General features: G+C 64.5%; 21 protein-coding genes. 9 read left to right on the forward strand and 12 right to left on the reverse strand.

Annotated elements, in window-relative coordinates; genetic code table 11:
* Window positions 1-4: 4 nt before the first annotated feature.
* Entirely contained in the window at window positions 5-454 is a 450-nt protein-coding gene (gene trxC / locus M2337_RS12735; RefSeq protein WP_264570555.1) for a thioredoxin TrxC, read from the reverse strand.
* A gap of 709 nt (window positions 455-1,163) precedes the next feature.
* Here trxC and M2337_RS12740 point away from each other — a divergent pair.
* A complete protein-coding gene (locus M2337_RS12740) occupies window positions 1,164-2,381 on the forward strand; it encodes a glycosyltransferase family 4 protein (protein ID WP_264570556.1) in 1,218 nt (405 codons plus the stop codon).
* 75 nt (window positions 2,382-2,456) lie between these two features.
* Here M2337_RS12740 and ndk read toward each other — a convergent pair whose 3' ends face one another.
* Window positions 2,457-2,879, reverse strand: a complete 423-nt coding sequence (gene ndk, locus M2337_RS12745; protein ID WP_181559849.1) for a nucleoside-diphosphate kinase — start codon at window positions 2,877-2,879, stop codon at window positions 2,457-2,459.
* A gap of 170 nt (window positions 2,880-3,049) precedes the next feature.
* Between ndk and M2337_RS12750 the strand changes: the two genes are divergently transcribed.
* Window positions 3,050-3,790 (forward strand): hypothetical protein, encoded by a 741-nt coding sequence (locus tag M2337_RS12750; RefSeq protein ID WP_264570557.1) that lies wholly within the window; start codon window positions 3,050-3,052, stop codon window positions 3,788-3,790.
* Between the two features lie 25 nt (window positions 3,791-3,815).
* On the opposite strand, the gene M2337_RS12755 is transcribed toward M2337_RS12750, so the two are convergent.
* Window positions 3,816-4,253: a DNA polymerase III subunit chi gene (locus M2337_RS12755; RefSeq protein ID WP_264570558.1), complete on the reverse strand. Its 438-nt coding sequence runs from the start codon at window positions 4,251-4,253 to the stop codon at window positions 3,816-3,818.
* 61 nt (window positions 4,254-4,314) lie between these two features.
* Entirely contained in the window at window positions 4,315-5,769 is a 1,455-nt protein-coding gene (locus M2337_RS12760; protein WP_264570559.1) for a leucyl aminopeptidase, read from the reverse strand.
* A 226-nt stretch (window positions 5,770-5,995) separates the two neighbouring features.
* On the opposite strand from M2337_RS12760, the gene M2337_RS12765 reads away from it, so the two are divergent.
* From M2337_RS12765 to rsmA, 4 genes are all read left to right on the forward strand, one after another.
* On the forward strand, window positions 5,996-8,356 hold the full coding sequence (locus tag M2337_RS12765) for an LPS-assembly protein LptD (RefSeq protein ID WP_264570560.1): 2,361 nt from the start codon (window positions 5,996-5,998) through the stop codon (window positions 8,354-8,356).
* Between the two features lie 142 nt (window positions 8,357-8,498).
* Window positions 8,499-9,869, forward strand: a complete 1,371-nt coding sequence (locus tag M2337_RS12770; protein WP_413716238.1) for a peptidylprolyl isomerase — start codon at window positions 8,499-8,501, stop codon at window positions 9,867-9,869.
* A gap of 13 nt (window positions 9,870-9,882) precedes the next feature.
* Window positions 9,883-10,911, forward strand: a complete 1,029-nt coding sequence (gene pdxA / locus M2337_RS12775; protein ID WP_264570562.1) for a 4-hydroxythreonine-4-phosphate dehydrogenase PdxA — start codon at window positions 9,883-9,885, stop codon at window positions 10,909-10,911.
* Window positions 10,908-11,729 carry a 16S rRNA (adenine(1518)-N(6)/adenine(1519)-N(6))-dimethyltransferase RsmA gene (gene rsmA / locus M2337_RS12780; protein ID WP_264570563.1) on the forward strand — a complete coding sequence of 274 codons (822 nt, stop codon included), beginning with the start codon at window positions 10,908-10,910 and terminating at the stop codon, window positions 11,727-11,729. Before pdxA ends, rsmA begins: the two co-directional genes overlap by 4 nt.
* Window positions 11,730-11,749: 20 nt before the next feature.
* Here rsmA and M2337_RS12785 read toward each other — a convergent pair whose 3' ends face one another.
* From M2337_RS12785 to M2337_RS12805, 5 genes are all read right to left on the reverse strand, one after another.
* Window positions 11,750-12,259, reverse strand: coding sequence for a tetratricopeptide repeat protein (locus M2337_RS12785; RefSeq protein WP_264570564.1), 510 nt, complete (start codon window positions 12,257-12,259; stop codon window positions 11,750-11,752).
* Between the two features lie 50 nt (window positions 12,260-12,309).
* On the reverse strand, window positions 12,310-13,503 hold the full coding sequence (locus M2337_RS12790; RefSeq protein WP_264570565.1) for an RsmB/NOP family class I SAM-dependent RNA methyltransferase: 1,194 nt from the start codon (window positions 13,501-13,503) through the stop codon (window positions 12,310-12,312).
* A gap of 30 nt (window positions 13,504-13,533) precedes the next feature.
* Window positions 13,534-14,991, reverse strand: coding sequence for an IMP dehydrogenase (guaB, locus tag M2337_RS12795; RefSeq protein WP_181559858.1), 1,458 nt, complete (start codon window positions 14,989-14,991; stop codon window positions 13,534-13,536).
* 120 nt (window positions 14,992-15,111) lie between these two features.
* Window positions 15,112-15,453 (reverse strand): hypothetical protein, encoded by a 342-nt coding sequence (locus M2337_RS12800; RefSeq protein WP_264570566.1) that lies wholly within the window; start codon window positions 15,451-15,453, stop codon window positions 15,112-15,114.
* A gap of 54 nt (window positions 15,454-15,507) precedes the next feature.
* Window positions 15,508-16,356, reverse strand: a complete 849-nt coding sequence (locus M2337_RS12805) for an HpcH/HpaI aldolase/citrate lyase family protein (RefSeq protein ID WP_413714717.1) — start codon at window positions 16,354-16,356, stop codon at window positions 15,508-15,510.
* Between the two features lie 92 nt (window positions 16,357-16,448).
* On the opposite strand from M2337_RS12805, the gene M2337_RS12810 reads away from it, so the two are divergent.
* Genes M2337_RS12810 through M2337_RS12820 form a run of 3 tightly spaced genes read left to right on the forward strand, consistent with a single transcriptional unit; the run spans window position 16,449 to window position 18,246 of the window.
* Window positions 16,449-17,423 (forward strand): SPFH domain-containing protein, encoded by a 975-nt coding sequence (locus M2337_RS12810; protein WP_181559860.1) that lies wholly within the window; start codon window positions 16,449-16,451, stop codon window positions 17,421-17,423.
* A 17-nt stretch (window positions 17,424-17,440) separates the two neighbouring features.
* Window positions 17,441-17,926: an NfeD family protein gene (locus M2337_RS12815; RefSeq protein WP_264570567.1), complete on the forward strand. Its 486-nt coding sequence runs from the start codon at window positions 17,441-17,443 to the stop codon at window positions 17,924-17,926.
* Entirely contained in the window at window positions 17,923-18,246 is a 324-nt protein-coding gene (locus tag M2337_RS12820; protein ID WP_264570568.1) for a YnfA family protein, read from the forward strand. Before M2337_RS12815 ends, M2337_RS12820 begins: the two co-directional genes overlap by 4 nt.
* Window positions 18,247-18,249: 3 nt before the next feature.
* Here M2337_RS12820 and M2337_RS12825 read toward each other — a convergent pair whose 3' ends face one another.
* From M2337_RS12825 to M2337_RS12835, 3 genes are all read right to left on the reverse strand, one after another.
* Window positions 18,250-19,326: a mechanosensitive ion channel family protein gene (locus M2337_RS12825; RefSeq protein ID WP_264570569.1), complete on the reverse strand. Its 1,077-nt coding sequence runs from the start codon at window positions 19,324-19,326 to the stop codon at window positions 18,250-18,252.
* 14 nt (window positions 19,327-19,340) lie between these two features.
* Window positions 19,341-19,832, reverse strand: a complete 492-nt coding sequence (locus M2337_RS12830) for a hypothetical protein (RefSeq protein WP_264570570.1) — start codon at window positions 19,830-19,832, stop codon at window positions 19,341-19,343.
* Window positions 19,833-19,981: 149 nt separating this feature from the next.
* On the reverse strand, window positions 19,982-21,589 hold the full coding sequence (locus M2337_RS12835) for a phosphoenolpyruvate carboxykinase (RefSeq protein ID WP_264570571.1): 1,608 nt from the start codon (window positions 21,587-21,589) through the stop codon (window positions 19,982-19,984).
* Window positions 21,590-21,691 lie beyond the last annotated feature (102 nt).

The following is a 21,691-nucleotide window of genomic DNA, read 5'->3' on the forward strand; positions in this document are numbered from 1 at the left end:
TCGATCAGCGAACGGCCGCTTGTGCCCAATCGATGATCGCGCGTTCAGGCATCGCGCCCGACTGCCGAGCGATCTCCCTGCCCTTTCGGAACACGATCATAGTAGGGATCGAGCGGATACCGTATCGGCCAGCAATTACCTGCTCGGCTTCGGTATCTAGTTTACCGAGCCGCATCCAAGGCTCAAGTTTGCTGGAGGACGCCTCAAAGGCGGGCGCCATCTGCTTGCAAGGCCCGCACCAGGAAGCCCAGAAGTCCACCAATAGTGGAAGGTCGGCCTTCGTGGCATGGGCATCAAAATTCGAAGCGGTCAGGATGACCGGTCTGCTCGTGAACAACGGATGCTTGCAGCGTCCGCACGTGCCGCTGGCCGTCATCTTCTCGCGAGGAAGCCGGTTGAGCGCCGCACAATTCGGACATGCAACGATCAATGTATCGACGGAAGCTTCGGTCATTCCATTACTCGCCGTTTCCAGATTGCCTGCGGCGAGTCTTTAATCCGAGATTTCGCAGCCGCATTGTTGAGGTAAGATTCCCCTGCTCTCATGCAAGGAGGGGCTTAGCGAACTCAGCAGCTACCGAAAGCGTTTCCGTTCAAACGGCAGTTACCGCTCCCAACTATGGCAGTTTGCTTGACGGCGGTTTAGTCAGCATCACGAATCTACGGCGCGGTACCTACCGTACCCAACCTTCACGATGAGCCCCTCGTCGCACATCTTGGCGAGGTAGCAACGGGGGATGCCTATCGCAAAGAGCTCTTTGGTCGTCACCTCTCCCTGACGAGTTGCGAGCGCTACCGCTCGTCGGCGCAAGCTCGGCTTAGCGCCTCCCTCAGACGCAACGCGCTTCGCCCGATCGCGATCACGTTTCCGGACGCCGTGAGTGGGCTCACTCTCTGGCCGGAGAGGCCAGTCACGCACAAATCCGCTTGATTCTTGCGACCGTCCCGGCAAAGAGGCCGTACTAGTTAGCGCCTGGTACCGGGATATCGTTTTTCGTGCTTCGTCGGTGACAAACCGGAAAAGTGTTTTAGACGTATCCTGAAATGGGAGCCACTTTCCACACATTGCCGGCCTGCTGGGCCGGACCTGCTGGCCGGCGTTACCGCAAAAAGGGTTAGCCGCGTTGACAGGCTCGCCTCTCCGCTCCCATGAGCGGTCGGCCATGAAACTTGCTTATCTTCTCAACATGTATCCGCTGATCAGCACGACGTTCATCCGCCGCGAGATCGGCGCGATCGAGGCGCTCGGCCAGCCGGTCGAGCGCTATGCCCTACGGCACTGGGATGGTGAGCTGGTCGACCCGGAAGATATCGCCGAGCAGGCGCGCACCCACTATATCATCACCGGCAGCAAGGCGGCGCTGCTGTGGGACGTGCTGCTCACCTGCCTGCTACATCCGGTCAGAACGCTGCGGGTACTGCCGCTCTGGTGGCGGGTGTGGCGCAACGCGGGGCGAAACCTTGTCGCCCATGTCGCCTATCTGCTGGAGGCCATGGCTTTCGCTCGCCGCGCCAATGCGCAAGGGATCGATCACGTCCACACCCACTTCTCGACCAACGCGACCACCGTGGCGATGCTGGCGCGGCGGCTAGGCGGGCCATCCTACAGCTTCACGGTCCATGGTCCCGATGAGTTGGTGCCCGGCGAGCCGGCCCGCCTCTCCATCCGCGAGAAGGCACGCGATGCGGCTTTCATCGTCGCCATCACCCGTTACTGCCACGATCGCATCGTAGCGGAGGCCCCAGAGGCGGCCCAGAAGGTCCGCATCGTCCATTGCGGCATCAACCTCGCCGACTTCCCCTATCAGCCTGCCCCGCCCGAGAGCAGCCGAGTGATCTGCATCGGCCGCCTGTGCACCAACAAGGGCCAGATCCATATTCCGCCTGCCGTCGCTGCTGTGATTGGGGAATTTCCCGATCTTGTGGTCGAGCTGATCGGCGGCGGGGACGACGAGGACGCGCTACGGGAGGCGATCCGGGCACATGGCGTCGAGGATCATGTCATCCTGCACGGCTGGGGCACCGGTGCCTATGTACGGGAGCAATTGCTGGCCGGTCGCGCCATGCTGCTGCCGAGCTATGCCGAGGGCCTGCCCATCGGAATCATGGAAGCCTTCGCCATCGGTCGACCGGTGCTGAGCACGACCATTGCGGGCATCCCCGAGTTGCTTGACGAGCGCTGTGGCTGGATTTTCGCGCCTGGCGATGAGGACGCCATCGCCGAGGCCCTACGCGGCATCATGCGCGCCACGCCCGAGCAGCGGGCTGCGCTGGGCGCCGAGGCGCGACGCCGGGTGGAAGAGCAGCACGATCTGTTCAAATCCGCCCAGACCTTGCTCGATTATTTCAAGGTGGAAGCAGCCTCCGGCCGGCAGCACTAAACCAAATAAAAAAGGCGCCGGACCCGATGGTCTGGCGCCCTTTTTTAGAAGGCCGACGGTTAGACGGCCATCCGATTAGCCGACGATTTCTTCCGGCTTGAAGAAGTAGGCGATCTCGATCGCGGCATTCTCTTCGCTGTCCGACCCGTGAACGCTGTTGGCTTCGATCGACTCGGCCAGTTCCTTGCGGATGGTGCCGGGCTCGGCATTGGCGGGGTTGGTGGCGCCCATGATGTCGCGATTGCGCTTCACGGCGTCCTCGCCTTCCAGAACCTGCACGACGACCGGGCCGGAAATCATGAACTCGACCAGCTCACCGAAGAAGGGACGCTCCTTGTGCACCGCGTAGAAGCCCTCGGCCTGCTCGCGGCTCATGTGGATGCGCTTGGATGCCACGACGCGCAGGCCGGCTTCCTCCAGCATCTTGGTGACAGCACCGGTCAGGTTGCGACGGGTCGCGTCGGGCTTGATGATCGAGAAGGTGCGGGTCGCCGCCATGAGAAATGCTCCGGTAAAGAAAACGAAAAAGTTGAGGTCGCGCGCGCTCTACCCGCGAAGCGACGGCCGATCAAGAGCAGCAGGCGTCCACGGGTTACGATCAATTAAGCGCTTTGAGTTCACATTGTTACAGTTTGCCATGGTTGGGTGCGCAAAGGGGGAATGGGAACATGCAGGGCGCGGAGCCGAAGGAATCCATTTATCGGATCGACAGGCATGATGACGGGTCGCTGCGCTTTCACAGCATTGCACCGGAACAGCAGCGCCGCTTTCCGGAGGTGGCGACGGTGACGACGCCCTGCCTGACCTTACCAGCAGAGGCGACGGAGCCGGCACTGGCTCGAGGCGCCGCGCGCAAAAGCTCAACCTGCAACCGGGCCTCTCAATATCCTGCCATTTGCTGGCCGGACCTCGGACCGGGCGAGAGCCTGAATGCCTTTGGCATGTTCTGGAAACGCGAACTGGTGCCCTGGTCCGGACCACCCCTCCTCCTCGGCCGGCGCACGAAGGGGGCGCCATTGTTCAACTTTGCCCGTCAGGTGGGCCTCTACCTCCTGCAGGATGGCGCGCGGACCGTCTATGTCGGGCGTGCCAGCAATGATCTCTATGCGCGACTCAAGACGCATACGACCGACCGACTTGCCGGCCGGTGGAATCGCTTCTCCTGGTTCGGCTTGCGGGACGCCAGTCAGCATCTGCCTTTCGCGCAAAGCGCGTGCTGGAGCGAAGCCAATATGCTCAGAACTATGGAAGCGCTGTTGATCGAAACGCTCGAACCGCCGCTCAACCGACGCGGCGGAGACGGGCTGAGCGGCCGTGAATTTCTTCAGGCCAGCGCACCGACGTCCCTCAAGAGCCGTCACGCAGAAGCGCGCGCCGATACCAACAAGAAGCCGCGTCACATGCGGTGAGCGAATCCGGCGTGCCGGCGGTGCCTCAAGGCCCCTGGCGCCACCGCCCGCCATCCTGCTTCCAGAAGCGCGGCGTGACGTCCTCCGATCGACTCAGAGCCTTCCAGGCCAGCCGCGCCCCGCCCACCGTGGCATCGTCGAAAAAGTAGAAGACCCGATCGAAGCCCAGCGCTTCATCCCGCCACAAGCCATCGGCCAGCGCGACATGGCGCGCGCCATTGGCTGCATCGCAACTCGGCGCAAGGAGGATCGGCTGGACCTGCGGCATGGGTGCATCCGCATGATCGTTGGCCAGATAGCTCTCCGGCCCTGCACTCCACAGACCCTCGGAGATACGGTCGAGCTGGTCTCGCTCGGCGGAAACGACCAGCAGCCGCCCGCCGCCATCAAGCACCCTGCGCGCGATGGCGGGTACCGTCGCCTCGACGGGATCCCGGCTGAGCTGATAGAAATCCACCTGCATGTTGCGGCTCTAGCGCGATCGGGCCCGGCTGCGAAGGCCGGGCCGAAATATGCGCAAGACCTCAACCGGCCTGATAATGATCGCGGATCAACTGGTCGAGCAGGCGCACGCCATAGCCGGTGGCGCCCTTCTCCCATGTCGCGCCGGGCTTGTCGGCCCAGACCATGCCGGCAATGTCCAGGTGCGCCCATTTGACGCCATCCTGCACATAGCGCTTGATGAACTGCGCCGCCGTGATCGAGCCGGCATAACGCGGGCCGATGTTCTTCATGTCGGCAATGGGGCTGTCGATCAACTTGTCATAAGCGGGCGACAGCGGGAAGCGCCACAATTTGTCACCGCTCTCGCGACCGGCCGCGAGGAGCTGTTCGGCAAGGTCATCGTCATTGCTGAACAGGCCGCCATGCTCGCTGCCGAGCGAGATCAGCATCGCCCCGGTGAGGGTCGCGAGGTCGATCACAGTCTCGGGCTTGTAGGTCTGCTGGGTCCACCAGATCGCATCGCACAGCACCAGACGCCCCTCGGCGTCCGTGTTCAGCACTTCCACGGTCTGACCGGACATGGTTTTGACGATATCGCCGGGACGCTGCGCGCCGCCGTCCGGCATATTCTCGACCAGCCCGCAAATGCCGACGACATGCGTCGGCGCTTTGCGGAGGGCCAGCGCCTTCATCGCGCCGGCAACGGCACCGGCGCCGCCCATATCCCACTTCATGTCTTCCATGCCCGCACCGGGCTTGAGCGAAATGCCGCCGGTATCGAAGGTGACGCCCTTGCCGACCAGCGCCAGCGGCTTGGCCTGCGCGCCATTGGTGCCGTCCCAGCGCATCGAAAGAATGCGCGGCTTGCGCACCGAGCCCTGTGCCACACCCAGCAAGGCACCCATGCCGAGATTGGCCATATCCGTCTCATCAAGCACGCTGATTTCAATGCCGAGATCGACCAGATGCCGACAGCGCTCTACGAAGCTCTCGGGATAGATGATATTGCCTGGCTCGGCGACTAGTTCGCGCGTGAATGCAACACCTTGTGCGACGGCTTTGGCATCATCTACGAGCGCCGCCAGATCGCCGGACTCATGAACCAGCGTTACGGTTTCGAGCGTCGGCTTGGCCTTCTCCGCCAGCTTCGTGCGATAGGTGTCGATGCGCCATGCCCGCAATTCCACGCCCAGCGCGATCCGGGCGAGCGCGTCGGCGGTAAGCCCCGCGCCGTCGATCGCGACATGCTTGACGCCGGAGGTCTGCAGCCGTGCCGTCACCGCGCCGCCTGCCTTCTCCAGATCGGCCGGCTTGCCCTCGCCCGTCCCGACGAGCAGGACGCGGAGGGTCTTGCCCGCCTCGGCTACGAACAACTCGACCACGGCCCCTGCCTCGCCGCCAAAGCGCGATGCCTCCGCCGCCTGCGCCGCCAGAGCCTGCGCCTCGATGCCCGGCGACACGGCGGCACCCTTTGCGACCGGGAAAACAAGGCAGTCCATGTCGGCAGGGCGACTGGCGGAAATGGCGATGTGCATGGATACAAGCTCCTGGAAAGGAATTATGTGGCCAGATGACCTAGTGTGAATATGGAAGCGGAATAGCGCCTTGCCAGGGGGTATGCCACGGCAAAGGGACCGTTAAGCGCGATTTCACGCTTGGGAAGGCAATTGCGGAGCGGGCGCTGCAGTGCAATAGGGCAGCGTTGCACACGGCGCGCGCAGACCGCGAGCCGCGCTGGGAGAATGACGATTGGTTGCCACGATGAGCCGTGACACGCGCGAGCGGACCATGATGCGCGTGCACCTGTGCATCAGCGCGCCAGCTCTGATTCTGGCGATGGTCATGGCCGCGCCGGCCTACGCCCAGACGCAGGCCGAGCCGCCGACGCGGGGCGATCCGCCGCTCACCATCGACAATGTGGCGCCGCAGGATATCCCCGCCGGCGCCGAACCGGATTTTCAGGACCGCCCGGCCAAGGAAGAGGCCGAGGCCGTCCCCATGCCGGCAGCGCCGGTCTCCAAGAACGAGATCAATTTCCAGGCCGACCGGATCGACTACGACAGCAATGCCGATATCGTGCGCGCCTCCGGCAATGTCCGTGTTGCGCGGCAGGATGCCAATCTGTCCGCCGATCAGGTGGAGTGGGATCGCAAGGCCGGCACCGTCATCGCGCGCGGCGACGTGCTGCTCGTCAATGAGCGGGGCGACCGCGCTTATGCCGACGAGATGGACGTCACCGAAAGCCTGCGGGACGGCGTCATCGAAAATCTGCTGATCGTCACCAACAGCGAGAATCGTCTGGCAGCGGTGAAGGCCCAGCGCACTGACAATATCTACGTGTTAGACAAGGCGGCATTCACGCCCTGCAAGGTCGAGACGGTGAAGGGCTGCCCGAAGGAGCCGACCTGGCAGATTCAGGCCGATCGCGTCATTCTGGACGAGGCTCGCCAGCGGGTGCGTTATGAGAATGCGCGCGTCAGCATGTTCGGCCTGCCCCTGCTTCCCCTGCCGGGCCTGCGCCACAGCATTGGCGATGAAGGCAGCAGCGGCTTGCTGGTGCCGGATATCGGCTATGATCGGCGCAACGGGGTGCAATATGTGCAGCCTTATTACTGGCGGCTTGCGCCCAATCGCGATCTGACGCTCACGCCCTATGTCTACAGCGCGGTGCTGCCGATGCTCGGCGCCAGCTATCGCGCCCTGCTGTCTAAGGGCGCCTACCAGATCACCGGTTACGGCACGGTCAGCGCCGTCACGCCGGTTACGGGCGAAACCGATGTCACCAGCGATGAGCGTCTGCGCGGCTACATCGCTGCCAGCGGCAAATTCCAGTTCGACCCGCTCTGGTCATTGACCGGATCGCTGCGTTACGCGTCCGACCGTACCTTCCTCAATCGCTATGACCTGAGCCACGAGGACCGTCTGCGCTCCACGCTCAATCTGGAGCGGATCGGCACGCGCAGTTATCTCTCCATTGCCGGCTGGGCCTTTCAGTCATTGCGCTCGGGGGACCGGGCCGGCCAGGTTCCTATCGCCATTCCCGCCATCGACTACCGCCTGCGCACCACCGATCCGCTATTCGGCGGACGGGTGGAACTGCAGGCCAACAGCCTGTCCATCCTCCGCACGGATGGGCAGGATACCCAGCGCGCGTTCGTCGGCTTCACCTGGAAGCAGAGCCGGCTGACCGGCATGGGACAGGAAGTCTCGTTGACCGCCTATGCCCGTGGCGACGTCTACAACAGCGCGCAGAACGATCTTTCGCCAACGGTGGTCTATCGCGGTGAGGAAGGCTGGCAGACGCGAGGAATCGCCGCGTTGGCGCTGGATGTGCGCTGGCCGTTCATCGGGCAGGCTTTTGGCGGCACCCAGCGCCTAACGCCGCGCATCCAGCTGGTTGCCGCGCCTCGCCTCGCCAACCTGAATGTACCCAACGAGGATGCCCGCGCGATTGACCTGGAGGATTCCAACCTCTTCGCGCTCAATCGCTTCCCCGGCTATGACCGCTTCGAGGATTCGACCCGCATCACCTATGGGTTCGACTACCGCTTCGACGTGCCGAATTTCTCGTTCGATACCACCGTCGGCCAGAGCTACCGCATCGATGACCGCCCGTCCCTGCTGCCCAATGGCACCGGCCTGTCCGATCGGCTGTCGGACATCGTTGGTCGGTCGGAAATCCGCTACAAGGATTTCCTGTCCTTCACCCACCGCTTCCGGCTCGACAAGGATGGCTTCGCCGTCCGACGCAACGAGATCGAGGCGACGGTCGGAACGCGCCGCACTTATGCCGAGGTCGGCTATCTGCGGCTGGACCGGAACATTACGTCCGGCGTCGAGGATCTGCGCGATGTCGAGGAAATCCGCCTCGCAGCGCGCGTCGCCTTTGCGCGCTTCTGGTCGGTCTTCGGCTCGACGAACATCGATCTGACCGGCCAGCGGGACGATCCGACGAGTACCCTGTCCGGCTTCGAGCCGGTGCGCCACCGCCTCGGCATCGCCTATGAGGATGACTGCCTGGAACTCGGCTTCACCTGGCGGCGCGATTACCAGACGGTCGGCGATGCCCGTCGCGGCAATTCGTTTCAACTGCGGCTGGTATTTAAGAATCTCGGCCTGTAAAGACTCCAGCTTCGCAAAGGGTGTGAAGGCCGGGCGTCATCCGTCGCTCAGGCCCGGTTCAGCCGCCGCGCATTAATCCGCCGGGCAGGTCCGCGGCCTCTTGAGGCCGCCTGCTTCTGAATGGAGAGCAAGTTTGACTGACGTGAACAGCGTGAAAAGGATTTCCTCCCGTTTCACCGCCCGGATTCTTGCAGGCGCCGCGACGGGCCTTTTGGCGTGCTCAGCAATTGCTCAAGCGCCGGAAGGCCAGGCTGAAGATGCCGCCGGGGCGACCGCGTCCGCGCTCGATATTCCCGCCTCGGTGGTGCTCTTCGGCAAGCGCGACCCCAATGTCCGCACTGCGACGGCGCTGGTGAACGGCGAGGTCATTACCCAGACCGATGTGGAGCAGCGGCTCGCACTGGTGGTTCTCGCCAATGGCGGCAATGTCAGCGCCGAGGAAAAGGACCGCCTGCGTCTGCAGGTGCTGCGAAACCTCATCGACGAGACGCTGCAGATTCAGGAGGCAGCGGCCAAGGACATTCGCGTCCCCGCCGCCGAGCTTGACGAGAACTTCGCCCGCGTCGCCGCGAACTTCCGCTACACGCCGGACAATTTCGCAAAATATCTTGCCGCGCAGGGCTCATCCGCGCGCAGCATCCGGCGCCAGATCGAAGGCGAAGTTGCTTGGAGCCGCCTGCTGCGGCGTCAGGTCCAGCCTTTCGTGAACGTCTCCGAGGACGAGGTCCGCTCGACCTATGAGCGTCTCCAGGCCGCCAAGGGCAAGGAAGAGTTCCACATCGGCGAGATCTATCTCTCCGCCAACCCGTCGAACAGCCAGCAGGTGGCCGAGAACGCCCAGAAGATCATGGCGCAGATTCGCCAGGGCGGCTCGTTCCAGGCCTATGCGCGGCAATATTCGGAAGCATCGACCGCTGCAGTCGGCGGTGATCTGGGCTGGGTGCGCGCCGCGCAGCTGCCCGAGCCGCTGGCGGAAGCCGCCCAGCAGCTCCAGGTCGGCCAGATCGCCGGCCCGATTGCCATTCCGGGCGGATTTTCGCTCGTCTATCTAATCGACAAGCGCCAGGTGCTGATGGCTGACGCGCGCGACGCCGTTCTGAGCCTCAAGCAGGTCGCCATCGACTTCCCCGCCGGCACATCGGCGGCCGAGGCCCAGCGCCGCGCCAACGCATTTGGTGATGCGCTCAAGAAGGTTCAGGGCTGTGGATCGGTCGAGGCGATTGCCAAGAGCGTCGGCGCGACCGTCATCGAAAACGACATTCAGGCGCGCAACCTGCCCCCGCAGCTCCAGTCCATCCTGCTCTCGATGCAGGTCGGCGAATCCACGCCGCCCTTCGGCTCGGCGACAGAAGGCGTGCGCGCGCTGGTCCTGTGCGGCCGCGACGATCCGCCAGATGCGAGCGCACCATCGGTCGAATCGATCATGGCGCAGATGGAGGAAGACCGCGTGAACAAGCGTGCACGCACATATCTGCGCGATCTTCGTCGCGATGCGGTGATCGACTATAACTGACGTCTTTCGCACGATGTATTCCGCGTCCGCGCTGCCGCGGCCGATCGCGATATCGCTGGGCGATCCGGCGGGGATCGGCCCGGAGGTCACTGCGAAAGCCTGGGAAGCGCGGGACGCGCACAGTCTTCCGCCTTTCTTTGCGGTCGGTGACAGCGCCGCCATCGCGGCGGTCTGGCAAGGCCCGGTAGCGATGATCGGCGACCCGATCGAAGCCGATGCGGTGTTCGGCAAGGCGCTGCCGTGCCTGCAGGTCGCCGATGCCGGTGAGATCATCCCCGGCCAGCCCTCGATCGATGGCGCGCGCTGCGCCTTCCAAGCGTTGGAAGCGGCGACCGGCTTGGTCAGGGCGGAAAGCGCCAGCGCCCTTGTGACCGCACCCGTCTCCAAATCCCAGCTGTCGCAAGTCGGCTTCACGCACCCCGGCCAGACCGAGTTCGTGGCCGAGCGCTGCGGTGTTTCGCGCGGCAATGTGGTGATGATGCTGGCGGGCCCATCGCTGCGGGTTGTGCCGCTCACCATCCATATTCCCTATACAGAGGTGCCGGAGGCACTCACTGCCGCGCTCATCCGCTCCCGCGCGTTGGCCACCGCGCGCGGTCTCAAGCGCCTGTTCGGCATCGAGAACCCGCGCCTCGCCATGGCCGGCCTCAATCCCCATGCGGGTGAGAACGGGATGCTCGGCGCGGAAGAAACAACGCTGATTGCGCCGATTCTCGAACAATTGCGCGAAGACGGCCTCGACATTTCCGGGCCGCATTCGCCGGATGCCTTGTTCACGCCCCGCGCCCGTGCGCTCTACGATGCGGCCTTGTGCTGCTATCACGATCAGGCGCTGATCCCCATCAAGGCGCTGGACTTTGACGAGGGCGTCAACATCACGCTGGGCCTGCCGATCGTGCGGACCTCGCCCGACCATGGCACGGCGTTCGATCTGGCGGGCAAGGATCAGGCGCATCCCGGCGCGATGATCGCCGCCATTCGCATGGCGCAGCAGGCCGAGCTCAATCGCCGCGCCTGGGTCGATCCCTGCCAGCCCTCATGACCCCACTTCCACCGCTGCGCGAGGTCATTGCCACGCATGGCCTGCGGGCCAGCAAGGCGCTGGGCCAGAACTTCCTGCTGGACGAGCAGTTGCTGGATCGCATCGCCGCGATTCCGGGGGATCTGACCGGCGCGCGCGTGTTCGAGGTCGGCCCCGGTCCGGGCGGGCTGACCCGTGCGCTGCTCCGCGCCGGCGCGCAGGTCACGGCCGTCGAACGTGATGCCCGCTGCATTCCGGCGTTGGCCGAAGTCGCGGCGGCCTTTCCGGGTCAGTTGCGCGTCATCGAGGATGATGCGTTGCGGGTCGACCCCATGGAGGCCTGCGGCGGACCGGCGCATATCGTCGCGAACCTGCCTTATAATATCGGCACAGCCCTGCTCGTCGGCTGGCTGGAGAGCGGCGTTTGGCCGCCCTGGTGGCTCTCCGCCTCGCTCATGTTCCAGGCAGAGGTTGCCGAGCGGATCGTGGCGCAGCCCGGGAGCGATGCCTATGGGCGGCTGGCGGTGCTGGCCCAGTGGCGCAGCCGTGCGCGCATCGCGATGAAAGTCCATCGCTCCGCCTTCACGCCCCCGCCCAAGGTCATGTCCGCCGTGGTCCATATCGTCCCGGCCGACGCGCCCGCCGGCGTCGAGGTCGCAACGCTCAGCCGGTTGACGGCCGCCGCCTTCGGTCAGCGCCGCAAGATGCTGCGGCAGAGCCTCAAAGGGCTGCCCGGCGCGCTCGATTCTTTGGCGGAAGCCGGGATCGACCCCAGCCGCCGCGCCGAGACACTCAGCGTGGACGATTTCGTGATGCTCGCGCGCCTGATGGGGCGCTGAGCAAGTTCACAGCGCGAAATTTACTGCTGCTCGACCTTCGGTGCGTTGGTCACCGCCTCAGCCGTGGTCACCGGCGGCTTGGTCGTGGCGATCGCGGAGGCCAGCTGATCCGCACTGGCACATTGCGTCTTGCAGAGCAGGCGCAGCTTGGCGAGCGTCTCGCGAGCGCTTTCCACCGCGCCCTTGTCCAGCATCGCGAGCCCTTCGCCTTGCAGGGCCGCCTGATTGCCGGGCTCCAGATCTAGCGCGCGACCATAATAGCGGATGGCCTTGCCGGGGAGCTTCTGGGCGCGGGCGATCTTGGCCAGCGACATGAAGATGCCGGGCTGATCGGGCGCCAGAAGAAGCGCGGTTTCGTAGGCATCGCGGGCCTTGGTGAGATCGCCAGCATCTGCGGCGGCCTTGCCTTTTGCCATCCATTCGGCTGCGCGCGGGCTGGGCGCGGGCGTCGCGGTCTGCTGGGAAAATCCACTGCTCGCCGACAGGGCAAGCGCACTCGCAAGTAATATGGAGGCGGGGGTAAACCGCATGATTGTCTCCCAGATCGAGCCCTGCGCAACAGACGCCATGGTCGACGACGCTAGCATGGTTTTTCAAGCACCGCGAAGAAAAAGCCGTCGGTTCCGTCATGTGCAGGCGTGAGTAAGGTGCCCTCGCCCCATGAACGACCCGGCGCCTGTTCCGACCCGGTAAAGTGTACGGGCTGCCATAGGGGATCGGTCCTGACGATTTGCTGAATTTGATCGCGCCCTTCCCGGTCGATCAGCGAGCAGACCGCATAGACCAGGCGCCCGCCCGGCTTCACCAGCGGCAGCGCCAGCCGCAGCAGCCGCGCCTGCAGCGCAACGACCCGATCCAGCCGTGCGGGCGTCAGGCGCCAGCGCGCCTCGGGATTGCGTCGCCACGTGCCCGATCCGCTGCAGGGCGCATCGATCAAGACGACGTCGCACTGCCCGGCGAGCGGCTTGAGCGCCGCTTCCTCCCGACCGGAATCGAGCAGCAGCGTTTCGATCTGTCCGCCATAGCCGGCGCGCTCGGCACGCGGCGTCAACCGCGCGAGACGGTCTCGCACAGCATCGGCCGCGATCAGGCGGCCAACAAGAGCGCCGTTCTTGATCATGTCCGCAGCCAGAGCGAGCGTCTTGCCCCCTGCCCCGGCGCATAGATCGAGCGCAGTCAGGCCGGGCGTGGCGTGACAAGCCTGCGCGATCAGCTGGCTCCCGGCATCCTGCACCTCGGCCAAGCCATCATCGGGCACGTCCGTGCCGGCCGGCAGCGCATAGCCATATGTCGTCGCGTCGATCGGCCGGGCCTCAGGCCAACGCGCCAAAATATCCGCATCGCTCGCCCTCAGCGGGTTGCGCCGAACGTGGAGAGGCGCACGGTCGAGCAGCGCCGTCTGCTCGGCCTCATCGACCAGCCCGGCAAAGGCTTCGGCGACCCAGCCCGGCAGGCGGGAGCCATCCGGCCCGCGTTCCGCCCCGCCCAAGGGCGTCGGCGCATGGGCCGACCCATCAAACAGCGCCGCCAGCGCCGCATCCGCGCGCGCCAGACCGACCATGGCCGCACGGCCGGACAGCGGCGGATCGCCATAGGCCCGCACAGCGCGATAGACGAGATCGCGCACCGCGCGGCGATCCTTCGACCCGGCATAGCGACGCTCACGAAAATAGCGGGCGATCAGCGTATCGGCGGCGGCACCATCATCGCGCGCACTGGCGATGATGAGATCGAGCAGATCGATGGCGGCCTGCACCCGCGCGGCGGGCGTCATACCGCTGCCCCCAATGCAGGGCTGATATCGTTATCGTGTAGGATAATTCGGCGCTTCACGCGTGATCGTCACGTCATGCACATGGCTCTCGGAGAGACCGGCATTGGTGATCTGCACGAAGCGGGCGCGCTCCTGCAGTTCGCGGATCGTCTTGCTGCCGGTATAGCCCATGGCAGCCTTCACACCGCCGACAAGCTGATGGATGACATCGCGCGCGGGCCCCTTATAGGGCACCTGGCCTTCGATCCCCTCCGGCACCAGCTTCATTTGATCCTTGATGTCCTGCTGGAAATAGCGGTCCGCGCTGCCGCGCGCCATCGCGCCGACGGAGCCCATGCCGCGATAGCTCTTATAGGCCCGGCCCTGATAAAGGAACGTCTCGCCCGGTGCTTCCTGCGTGCCGGCCAGCATCGATCCGATCATCACCGCAGCGCCGCCAGCCGCCAGCGCCTTGGCAACGTCCCCCGAGGTGCGCAGGCCGCCATCGGCGATCACCGGAATACCGCTCTTGAGCGCTTCCTGCGCCGCATCCATGATCGCGGTGAGCTGCGGAACGCCGACACCAGCGACCACGCGCGTGGTGCAGATCGAACCGGGACCAATGCCGACCTTCACGCCGTCCGCCCCGGCGTCGATCAGCGCGCGCGTGGCCTCGGCGGTCGCGACATTACCCGCCACCAGCTGGATTTCATTGGAAAGCTTGCGAATACGCGCGACGCTCTCGGCCACCATCTTGGAGTGGCCATGGGCGGTATCGACCACGATCAGGTCGCACTCGGCGTCGATCAGCGCTTCGGTGCGTTCGATACCCTTGTCGCCGACCGTCGTTGCCGCGGCGACGCGCAGGCGCCCGGAAGCGTCCTTGGTGGCCTGCGGATAGGTGACGGCCTTCTCGATGTCCTTGACGGTGATGAGGCCCACGCAGCGGAAGGCATCATCGACCACCAGCAGCTTCTCGATCCGGCGCTGATGCAGCAGGCGGCGGGCCTCGTCCTGCGAAACGCCGGTGCGCACGGTCGCGAGATTCTCATGCGTCATCAGTTCGCGCACCGGCTGGGCCGGGTTTTCGGCAAAGCGCACGTCGCGGTTCGTCAGGATGCCGACCAGCTTGCCGGTCGACTCCACAACCGGAATGCCGCTGATCTTGTGACGCGCCATCAGCGCCTGCGCCTCGGACAAAGGCTGATCCGGGCCGATGGTGATCGGGTTGACGACCATACCGCTCTCAAACCGCTTGACCGCGCGCACCGCCGCGCACTGCTCCTCGATGGAGAGATTGCGGTGCAACACGCCGATACCGCCGAGCTGCGCCATCACAATGGCCATGTCTTCCTCAGTCACGGTATCCATGGCCGAGGAAAGAATGGGGATATTCAGTGAAATATTGCGGCTGACCCGCGTGGACACATCGGCCTGACTCGGCAGCACATCGGACTCGCCCGGCTGAAGAAGCACGTCGTCGAAAGTGAGGCCGAGCCGAATGTCCATATATGTCGCCACCTGATCTGGAGAGACCCCTTGGGGGAATCAGTGGCGGCCCATGTAACCATTTCCCCCGTGCAGGGCTAGGGGGTCGTCAAAGAGAAGGGCGCGAAGGCTGGTTTGCGCCTATCCGAGGGCGGGACGGACCACCCCGCGCTCCGCACGATCGCTGGCGATCATCTGCGTCAACGCGAGCAGAAGGGCTGGCACGGCCAGCGTCCAGACCAGATCGGACAGTGTATCGTCGAGGCGCAGCGACCGGTAATAGGCCGCTTGAAGGCTCTCGTTGATGAGCTCGGCCAGCGCCACCACAGCAAATGGCAACGCCGGATGGCGGCGCCTGAGCGGCCAGGCAGCGACCATAGCATAGAGCAGCAAGCCGCCGGTCAGGTGCCCGCGCTCGTGCGAAATGGCGAGAAAGCGCAGGCTTCCCTCCACCAGGGCGACATAAGCGGCGGGAATATCCATGTAGCGATTCGTAAAGAAAGCAGGTTAGCGATCCGTTACGAAGCGATCCAAAGCCTAGCTGCGCAGATGCTCGGCCCGGTCGATGATCGCCTTGGCTTCCTCGACGTGCATCGCCTCGATCATGCGCCCATCATAGCGCTGGGCGCCGCCGGTAAAGGCGTCGACCAATGCGCGGGCCTGTTCCACCGCTGGGCCGCTGGGCGAGAAGGCATCATTGGCGATGTCGATATGGCTGGGGTGGATGATGGTCTTGCCATCGAACCCCATCTGCCGCCCTTCGTCGCACTCGGCGGCCAGACCGGCCGGGTCTTCCAGATTATTGTAGACCCCGTCGAACGCGGCCACTCCTGCGGCGCGCGCTGCCAGCACGATCGACTGGAGCGAGTAGGAAATCGCGCTGCGCGGTGCATCAGGCGGCACGGCCAAGCCCCGGCGCAGATCGTTGGTGCCGGCGACCAGCGCCGAGACGCCTGGCTCGCGCGCGATGGACAAGGCATTGATGATCCCCGCCGGACTCTCGATCATCGCGATGACCGGCCGTTGCGTGACGCGATTGACGTCGTGGACCTGCCGCGCCTCGATCACCTTGGGCACGATGACATAGGGCACGCCGGCACTGCGCGCCGCAACCATGTCCAGCCCGTGCTCGGGCCGCCCCTCGGCATTGATGCGGATGGCGCAGGGGCGCCCGTCGAACCCGGCCTGCACAGCCTCCACGGCGCGCTGCCGGGCCGCGTCGCGGTCTTCGGCGATCACCGAATCCTCGAGGTCGAGAATGATGAAGTCGCAGTCGAGCTGGCGCGCTTTCTCGATCGCGCGCGGGCGCGAAGCCGGTACGAACAGCAGCGTCCGAACGAGGCGCAACGGCAAATCAATTCTTTCGACCGGACGACGCTTCTGCATGCCTTTTCAATCCTCTTATCCTGCCGATTCCGCTTTCCGGCACTGTTCTGAAGGGCCATAGTAGCGACCGCAAGCGCAGGAGGCTATCGACCATGGATCTGGTCACGTTCGCAATGTTCATCGCCATTCTGGTGATCTTCTATCTGTTTGCCAGCGTGAAGATCGTTCGGCAGGGCCATCGCTACACCATTGAGCGGTTCGGACGGTTCACGGAAGTCGCGTCTCCCGGTTTCAACATCTATCCCGCCTTCTTCTACCGGGTCGGCCGCAAGATCAACATGATGGAGCAGGTGATTGATGTTCCGTCTCAGGAAATCATTACCCGCGATAATGCCATGGTGGCCGTGGATGCGGTGGTGTTCTTCCAGGTGCTGGATGCCGCCAAGGCCGCTTATGAGGTGAGCCACCTCAATACGGCCCTGCTCCAGCTCTCGACCACCAATCTGCGCACGGTGATGGGATCGATGGACCTGGACGAGACCCTCTCCAAGCGGGATGAGATCAACGCCCGGCTGCTGAGCGTGGTCGATCACGCCACCAATGCCTGGGGCGTCAAGATCACCCGCGTCGAGATCAAGGACATCCGCCCGCCGCAGGACATCGTCAACGCGATGGCCCGCCAGATGAAGGCCGAGCGTGAGAAGCGTGCCAATATCCTTGATGCCGAAGGGTTCAAGAGCGCCGAGATCCTCCGCGCCGAAGGCGCCAAGCAGGCGCAGATCCTCGAAGCCGAGGGCCGGCGTGAGGCTGCGTTCCGCGACGCCGAGGCCCGCGAGCGCGAGGCAGAGGCCGAGGCGCGCGCGACACAGGTGGTGAGCGAGGCCATCGCGGGCGGCAATGCCCAGGCGATCAACTATTTCGTCGCGCAGAAATATGTCGAGGCGGTGGAGAAGTTCGCGACCTCCAGCAACGCCAAGACCATCCTCTTCCCGGTGGAAGCTACCCAGCTCATCGGCACGCTCGGCGGCATCGGCCAGCTCGCCAAGGAAGCGCTGGGAGATCATGGAGCAACGCCGCCTGCACGGCCCGTGTCCGGCACCGGCGTGCCTCACACGCGGACGCCGTGACGCCGATGCTCGACGGCATGCATCCTTCCATCCTCTGGGGTGTGTTTGCGGTGATCCTCGCCGGGGCGGAGATCATCGTGCCCGGCGTGTTTCTCATCTGGCTTGGGGTGGCGGCAGCCCTCACGGCCGGGCTCAGTCTGGTCCTGCCGATCAATCCGGCCTTCCAGCTGCTCGCCTTTGCCATCTTCACGGCCATTTCGGTGAGCGGCGGACGGCTCTGGTATCTCGCCCGCCCGGTCGCCTCGCAAGACCCGATGCTCAATGACCGGGCCGCGCGCCTTGTTGGCCGCGAGTTGCTGGTGGTCGAACCGATCAATCATGGGGTCGGCCGGGTGAAGGTCGATGACGGAAGCTGGACGGCGACCGGGCCGGATGCAGATGCCGGCAGCTATGTGCGGGTGACGGGGACCAAGGGCGCGGCGCTGATCGTCGAACCCCTGCCCACTCCCCTCGCCCCGCCCGACTTGGCCCGTGACGGCAAGGACATGCCGGAGCCGGAATGACCGCTTTCGCCTTTATCGGCGCGGCGCTGGCTGAGATCGCCGGTTGCTTTGCATTCTGGGCATGGCTGCGGCTCGACAAATCACCGCTCTGGCTGCTCCCCGGCCTCGCCTCGCTGGCGGTTTTTGCCTGGCTTCTCACGCTGGTGGAAGCCGATTATGCGGGCCGGACTTACGCCGCTTATGGGGGTGTTTACATCGCCAGCGCCCTCCTCTGGCTCTGGCTTGCGGAGGGCGCCAGGCCAGATGGCTGGGATCTGCTGGGCGGCGTTGTCTGTTTATGCGGCGCCGCGATCATTCTCTTTGGGCCACGCACGGCCTAGCGATCACCCGGCATTCGCGCGTTCAGTGACATCCCGCGCCAGCAGGCCGCGGTGACGGGGCAGCGCTTGAGGCATCTCATCGCGGATGAAGGCCAGCACCTTCTCACGAATCTCACAGCGCAGGTCGAACGCCTCGCCCGCATTGCGGGCACTGGCGAGACCGCGCACCTCGATAGCGTCCGGGCGCACCTCCGTCACCTGAAGCACCTTCACCCGCCCATCCCAGAGCGGCGAGGCAGCCACGATCGCTTCATAGCGGGCACGCAACTGATCGATATCGGCCGTTGGGTCGAGATGGAAGAAAACTGAGCCAAGTAATTGACTTGTCGAGCGAGTCCAGTTCTGGAAACTGTCCTCCAGAAAACGCGAGATGGGCACGACCAGCCGGCGCTCGTCCCACACCGCCACGACCACATAGGTCATGTAGATCGCCTCGATCTTGCCCCATTCGCCTTCGATGATGACAACGTCATCGATGCGGATCGGCTCGGTGAAGGCTAGCTGAATGCCGGCGATCACATTTTTGAGCAAGGGCTGCGCCGCCGCGCCGACCGCCAGTGCCGCAAGGCCGGCCGAGGCCATCAGTGTCACACCCACCGCCCGCACCGAGGGGATGCTGAACAGCATGAGGCACAGGGTGATGAAGATCACCAGCACCACGGCGATCCTGCCGAGAATGCCCGTCCGCGTTCGCTTTCGCCGGGCGCGGAGATTGTCGGCCACGCTGATATCCGTCCGCTGCTCGACCACATCCTGCGTGCCCCGAATGAGGGCAACGGCCAGCCAGCCGATCAATCCCGGCACGATCATGGCCGCCGCCTGGCTCCAGATCAGGTGACCGCGCTCTCCCAACGTTAGCGACGGACGGAGGAACGCCAGCGCGAAGGCGACCAGCAGCCAGCGCGACGGCCATTGCGCCCGGCGCAGCAAGGCGAGGCCACCTTCAGAATGCGCATGGGTCAGTAGACGGCGCAGCACCCGCACGCTGATCCAGTGCAGAGCCAGGGCCGCCAGGACGGCGAGAACGCCCAGCATCAGCGATTCCAGTAATGGCGGCAGGGTCCAATGCTCGGGAAACATGTCCCTTTTACTGCTCAGGCGCGATCCGGTTCCCGCGGCAGGTAGGGAAGCAAGTCTGCCAATGCTGGCGTATTCAGGTCTGGCGGCGTGTAGGACAGCCGCGCTTCGACCGAGAAGAGACGCTCGCGCGACCAGAAATTGAGCGGCCAGTCCCGTGCGCTCTGTGCTGAGGTCAGCAGGCCATTGACCTGATCCAGCAGGGCACCGCCTATATGCTCGGCCCGATAAAGCCGCACTCCCCCGAGAAACGCGCGCGTGATCGTTTCATGATAACCGTGGCGATCATCGTTCGGCACGCCCACGCTGGCATTGTAACGGCGGATGATCGGCGCGATCTCCCGATCCAGATCAATGTCCGGTCGCTCGACCATCAGCCAGAAGCAGGCAGCAAGGTGGGCCTCATGCGACCAGCGCTCGCGCGGCAAGGTGCAATCCAGCAGCCCCGCTCCAATTGCGTGGATGGCGGCGGCATCGCTGAACAAGCGATGATTGTTATTTGTCGTCACGACGGCACCCTAAGCTTGCGCGGCATCATCTGCGACGGGACAGGCCATTCCATATGCTCACGCGTACCCCCCGCAGATATGAGAACGGCGGCCACCCTAGCATGGGCAGCCGCCGCTCTTAAGCCTTCAAAGGCGTCAGCCGGCGCGCGTCAGGCCGCGACGGGAGCCTTCAGCACGTCGCGGACGGACGCGTCCACGTCGGCCTCGAACTGCGCGAAGTTGGCGACGAACTTGCCGACCAGCTCGGCGGCCGTCTCGTCATAGCGCGCCTTGTCGCTCCACGCGGCGCGCGGGTCGAGCATATTGGGGTCGATATCACCGACAGCCACCGGCACCTCGAACCCGAAATTGGGATCGATGCGGAATTCGGCGTTGTTCAGGCTGCCATCGAGCGCTGCGTTGAGCAGCGCGCGCGTCACCTTGATCGGCATGCGGCTGATGCCCGGATCGGTTGCCTTGCCGCCGGTCCAGCCGGTGTTGACCAGCCAGCACTTCACGCCGCCCTTGGCGATCCGCTCCTTGAGCAGATTGCCGTAGACGCTCGGGCGACGCGGCATGAACGGCGCGCCGAAGCAGGTCGAGAAGGTCGCCTGCGGCTCGGTCACGCCGATTTCCGTACCCGCGACGCGCGCGGTATAGCCCGAGAGGAAGTGATACATCGCCTGATCGGGCGTGAGACGCGCGATCGGCGGCAGCACACCATAGGCATCGGCGGTGAGGAAGATGATGTTCTTCGGCACCGGGCCGAGATTGTCGGCCGAGGCATTGGGGATGAAGTCGATCGGGTAGGAGCCGCGGCTGTTCTCCGCCAGCGTCGCATCGTCCAGATCGATCTCGCGCGTGACGGGATCGATCACGACATTTTCCAGCACCGTGCCAAAGCGCTTCGTAACCGCGTAGATTTCCGGCTCGGCCTCGGCCGAGAGGCGGATCATCTTGGCGTAGCAGCCACCCTCGAAGTTGAAGACGGCAGTATCCGACCAGCCATGCTCGTCGTCACCGATCAACGTGCGGCTGGCGTCGGCGCTGAGCGTCGTCTTGCCGGTGCCGGACAGGCCGAAGAAGACCGCCGTGTCGCCATTCGGGCCGATATTGGCCGAGCAGTGCATCGGCATGATGCCCTTGGCCGGCAGCAGATAATTGAGGATGGAGAAGACCGACTTCTTCATCTCGCCGGCATAGGCCGTGCCGCCGATCAAGATCAGCTTTTCAGTGAAGTTGACCGCGATGATCGTCTCGCTGCGGCAGCCATATTTGGCGGGGTCCGCGCGGAAGGTCGGCAGATCGATGATCGTATATTCGGGCTTGAAGCCGGCCAGCTCATCGCGCTCGGGGCGCACGAGCAGCGTGCGGATGAACAGATTATGCCAGGCAAACTCGTTGATCACGCGCACGTTGACGCGATGCTCCGGTTGGGAACCACCGAACAGGTCGGCGACGTAAAGCTGCTTCTTCTCGCCCAGTGCCGCGAAGAAATCCGCCTTGAGCGTGGCGAACTGCGCCGGCGTCATCGGCACGTTCACGTCGCCCCAGGCGACCGTGTCCTCGGTCGTACCATCGCGCACAATGAACTTGTCTTTCGCGCTGCGGCCGGTGTGCTTGCCGGTCTCGACAACCAGCGGCCCATCCTTGGCCAGCACGCCCTCGCCGTTGCGAACCGCTTCTTCCACCAACGGCGCGGTCAGAAGATTCCATTTGACGTCAGCCGACGTCGATATGCCTTGGTCGCCAAGACCAAAGGAAGAGATAACCTGCACACCTGTCTCCTAAGCAAAAACGCAGGGCGGGCTCCTACGGCCGTCCTCCGCGAGAAAACTTCAAATTCAGCCCCGTCCCCGGCGCATAAGGGTTTGATGGCC

Source organism: Sphingobium sp. B2D3A (genome assembly GCF_025961795.1).
In the GTDB taxonomy this organism is placed as follows: domain Bacteria; phylum Pseudomonadota; class Alphaproteobacteria; order Sphingomonadales; family Sphingomonadaceae; genus Sphingobium.

Excerpts from the sequence above, each read along its gene's own strand:
- M2337_RS12750 (WP_264570557.1), top strand. The coding sequence starts at position 3,050 with ATGCAGGGCGCGGAGCCGAAGGAATCCATTTATCGGATCGACAGGCAT.
- trxC (WP_264570555.1), bottom strand. The coding sequence starts at position 454 with ATGACCGAAGCTTCCGTCGATACATTGATCGTTGCATGTCCGAATTGT.
- M2337_RS12760 (WP_264570559.1), bottom strand. The coding sequence starts at position 5,769 with ATGCACATCGCCATTTCCGCCAGTCGCCCTGCCGACATGGACTGCCTT.
- M2337_RS12740 (WP_264570556.1), top strand. The coding sequence starts at position 1,164 with ATGAAACTTGCTTATCTTCTCAACATGTATCCGCTGATCAGCACGACG.
- M2337_RS12765 (WP_264570560.1), top strand. The coding sequence starts at position 5,996 with ATGAGCCGTGACACGCGCGAGCGGACCATGATGCGCGTGCACCTGTGC.
- M2337_RS12810 (WP_181559860.1), top strand. The coding sequence starts at position 16,449 with ATGGATCTGGTCACGTTCGCAATGTTCATCGCCATTCTGGTGATCTTC.
- M2337_RS12800 (WP_264570566.1), bottom strand. The coding sequence starts at position 15,453 with ATGGATATTCCCGCCGCTTATGTCGCCCTGGTGGAGGGAAGCCTGCGC.
- M2337_RS12755 (WP_264570558.1), bottom strand. The coding sequence starts at position 4,253 with ATGCAGGTGGATTTCTATCAGCTCAGCCGGGATCCCGTCGAGGCGACG.
- pdxA (WP_264570562.1), top strand. The coding sequence starts at position 9,883 with ATGTATTCCGCGTCCGCGCTGCCGCGGCCGATCGCGATATCGCTGGGC.
- guaB (WP_181559858.1), bottom strand. The coding sequence starts at position 14,991 with ATGGACATTCGGCTCGGCCTCACTTTCGACGACGTGCTTCTTCAGCCG.
- M2337_RS12790 (WP_264570565.1), bottom strand. The coding sequence starts at position 13,503 with ATGACGCCCGCCGCGCGGGTGCAGGCCGCCATCGATCTGCTCGATCTC.
- rsmA (WP_264570563.1), top strand. The coding sequence starts at position 10,908 with ATGACCCCACTTCCACCGCTGCGCGAGGTCATTGCCACGCATGGCCTG.
- M2337_RS12785 (WP_264570564.1), bottom strand. The coding sequence starts at position 12,259 with ATGCGGTTTACCCCCGCCTCCATATTACTTGCGAGTGCGCTTGCCCTG.
- M2337_RS12825 (WP_264570569.1), bottom strand. The coding sequence starts at position 19,326 with ATGTTTCCCGAGCATTGGACCCTGCCGCCATTACTGGAATCGCTGATG.
- M2337_RS12815 (WP_264570567.1), top strand. The coding sequence starts at position 17,441 with ATGCATCCTTCCATCCTCTGGGGTGTGTTTGCGGTGATCCTCGCCGGG.
- M2337_RS12820 (WP_264570568.1), top strand. The coding sequence starts at position 17,923 with ATGACCGCTTTCGCCTTTATCGGCGCGGCGCTGGCTGAGATCGCCGGT.
- ndk (WP_181559849.1), bottom strand. The coding sequence starts at position 2,879 with ATGGCGGCGACCCGCACCTTCTCGATCATCAAGCCCGACGCGACCCGT.
- M2337_RS12805 (WP_413714717.1), bottom strand. The coding sequence starts at position 16,356 with ATGCAGAAGCGTCGTCCGGTCGAAAGAATTGATTTGCCGTTGCGCCTC.